Genomic DNA, 2,464 nt, shown 5'->3' on the forward strand with positions numbered 1-2,464 from the left:
TTCAGTAGTTTCAGTTAATTTTTTTAATTTTGAAACTAAATCCAAAATATCTACATCTTGTCTTTGATTAATTTCAGTTAATGTTTGTAATCTTTTATCAAAATCCAAAATACTTTTATCTTGTTTTTGATCGTTTTCTTGGCTTCTCGCATCATTTTTATCATGTCTTTTATCATTTTCAGTTAATGTTTGTAATTTTTTATCAAAATTAAGAATACTTTTATCGTTTTTTTCAGTAGTTTCAGTTAATTTTTTTAATTTTGAAACTAAATCCAAAATATCTACATCTTGTCTTTGATTAATTTCAGTTAATGTTTGTAATCTTTTATCAAAATCCAAAATACTTTTATCTTGTTTTTCATTAATCTTAGTTAATTTTTCTATTTTATCTTTTAAATCATTAATTTTTTGATCATAAGTAATAAAATAATTTTCTAACTGATTTTGAAAATAATTTTGTAATTCGTTTTTTGTATTCTCTAAATTGTTTAGAGTGGCAGGTATATCTTTCATTTGTTTTTTTAAATTCATAATTTCGTTTTGAGCATCTTCTATTTTAAGTCTTAGAAATATAGCAAATAACGGATTATTAATTATTTTATTTATTAAACCTATTTTAGTTGGTGACCATGTTATAAAATTATTTGATGTTTTATCCAACATTATATCTATTATATTTTGTAAGTAAGAATTATATAAATTTAAAATATTTTTTTTATTTTGATATTCTAGTAATAATATTTTCTGAAAATGTTCTAAAATTTTTTCTTCCGAAGTCAGCATATTTACAGATGTAAACAAGGAATTTTTTATATAATCTTCTTCGTTTTGAATATAGAGTTTTTCTTCGGGTTTTAAAGTAGATAATTCTATTTCTGTTCTGATTTGATCATATAATTTCGCTAATTTATTTTTGTCTTTAAATTGTTTTTTTATTTTTTCTTTTAAAATTAACAAATTTTGTTGATATGTCGATTTTGAATCTATTGCTATTAAATTATTTTCAAATGCTTTTTCATCTGTTATTCGCTTTTCTATTACATTATAATAATTGAAGTGAGATTGCATTTTTTTAAGTTGTTCTTTTGATTTAACAATTTCTTTTTCTTTATCTTCTAAAATAAATTTTAATACTATCGTATAAAAAGGATATTTTATATTTTGGATTTGCGGATTTTTGTATAATTCATTAATTTGATATATATGGGAATTTCTAATTTTATTGTGAATTAATTTATAATTTACAAAAAATTCATATGCGGCAAATAATTGATTTTTTTTTCTATGTTCTTTTAATAATATATGATTAAGTTCTTCAATTAAATCATCTTTTAAGGTTATTTGAGGATCAATCTTGGTTAATTCTTCTTTTATAAATTTTTCTTCATCTTGGATTGATGGATTATTTGATATTGTAAAGTTAATATCTAAGTCTTTGTTTGCTAATTCAAAAGCTTTTGCTATTTTATTTCGTTCTAAAAATTCATTAATTATTCTTTCTTTTAAAATTGCAATAATTTCGTCAGGAGAAATAACATTACTATCTATAAAAATTAATTTTTGTTCTTCACTCGACAAACTGATATTATTTATTTTTAAATTTGCAGATTTATTTATTTTTTTATTAGAAAATAATTTGGATTTGTTGATATTATTATTCATGTTAAAAAATATTATTAAAAAAATATTTAATAATAAAAAAAATATAAAAAATGTAATTAATAATTTAATAATTTTATTTTGTATGGATTTTTCAAACACAATAAGCAAACCTTTTCCGTTAATTTATCTTAATTTTTATTAATTGTTTTTTAATTAAAATGCCTCCAAAAATATTAAAAAAATTAAATAAAAAATCATAAATATATATTTTATATATGGTAAGCATAATTTTTTATTGCATTAACCCAAAATATCTTTATTATAATTATTAAGTTTGAAATTAATTTACCAAATTAAAATTTTGTTAAAAATATTTATTTATCTATAAATTACAATTTTAAATAAAAAAAATGTCAAAAAAAAATAATTCTCAATTAAAAAATATTTTAAAAATAATTAAATTTTATAAATAAAAATCACGGATACTAAGAAATAAAAAATAAAACTATCAATAGATAATTTATAATTTATTTATTAATAATTTATTGAAAAAAACCGATTTAAATTAAAATTTAATAGTATATCGAAAATTTATAAATATTAAATTAATTTTGAATTAATAACATGTAACTAATTCTACCAAATATTAATATTTGCGTCAATATTAAAAAAATGATAAATGACCATATATGCAATTAAGTCTATCTTTTTCTTTGGGTCTTGTTAACAATTGCCTTTAGCGCACTTATTAAGGTATCTTTAATAGGAATAAACATCACAAGTTCTCATTTATTCTTCTCTCAGAACATCAAAAGCTACATTTACCAAAACTTTTTTTTTAATCACTTTTAACTCTTTAGCA

1 protein-coding gene is annotated in these 2,464 nt (G+C 18.5%); it reads right to left on the reverse strand.

Features of this window, described 5'->3' with window-relative positions:
* Nucleotides 1-1,761 (reverse strand): coiled-coil domain-containing protein (locus tag OC683_RS02055; protein WP_304514886.1); only part of this gene is annotated, 1,761 nt, incomplete at its 3' end.
* Nucleotides 1,762-2,464 lie beyond the last annotated feature (703 nt).

Origin of the sequence: Candidatus Phytoplasma crotalariae (genome assembly GCF_030586865.1) — a bacterium.
Taxonomy (GTDB): Bacteria; Bacillota_I; Bacilli_A; order Acholeplasmatales; family Acholeplasmataceae; genus Phytoplasma; species Phytoplasma citri.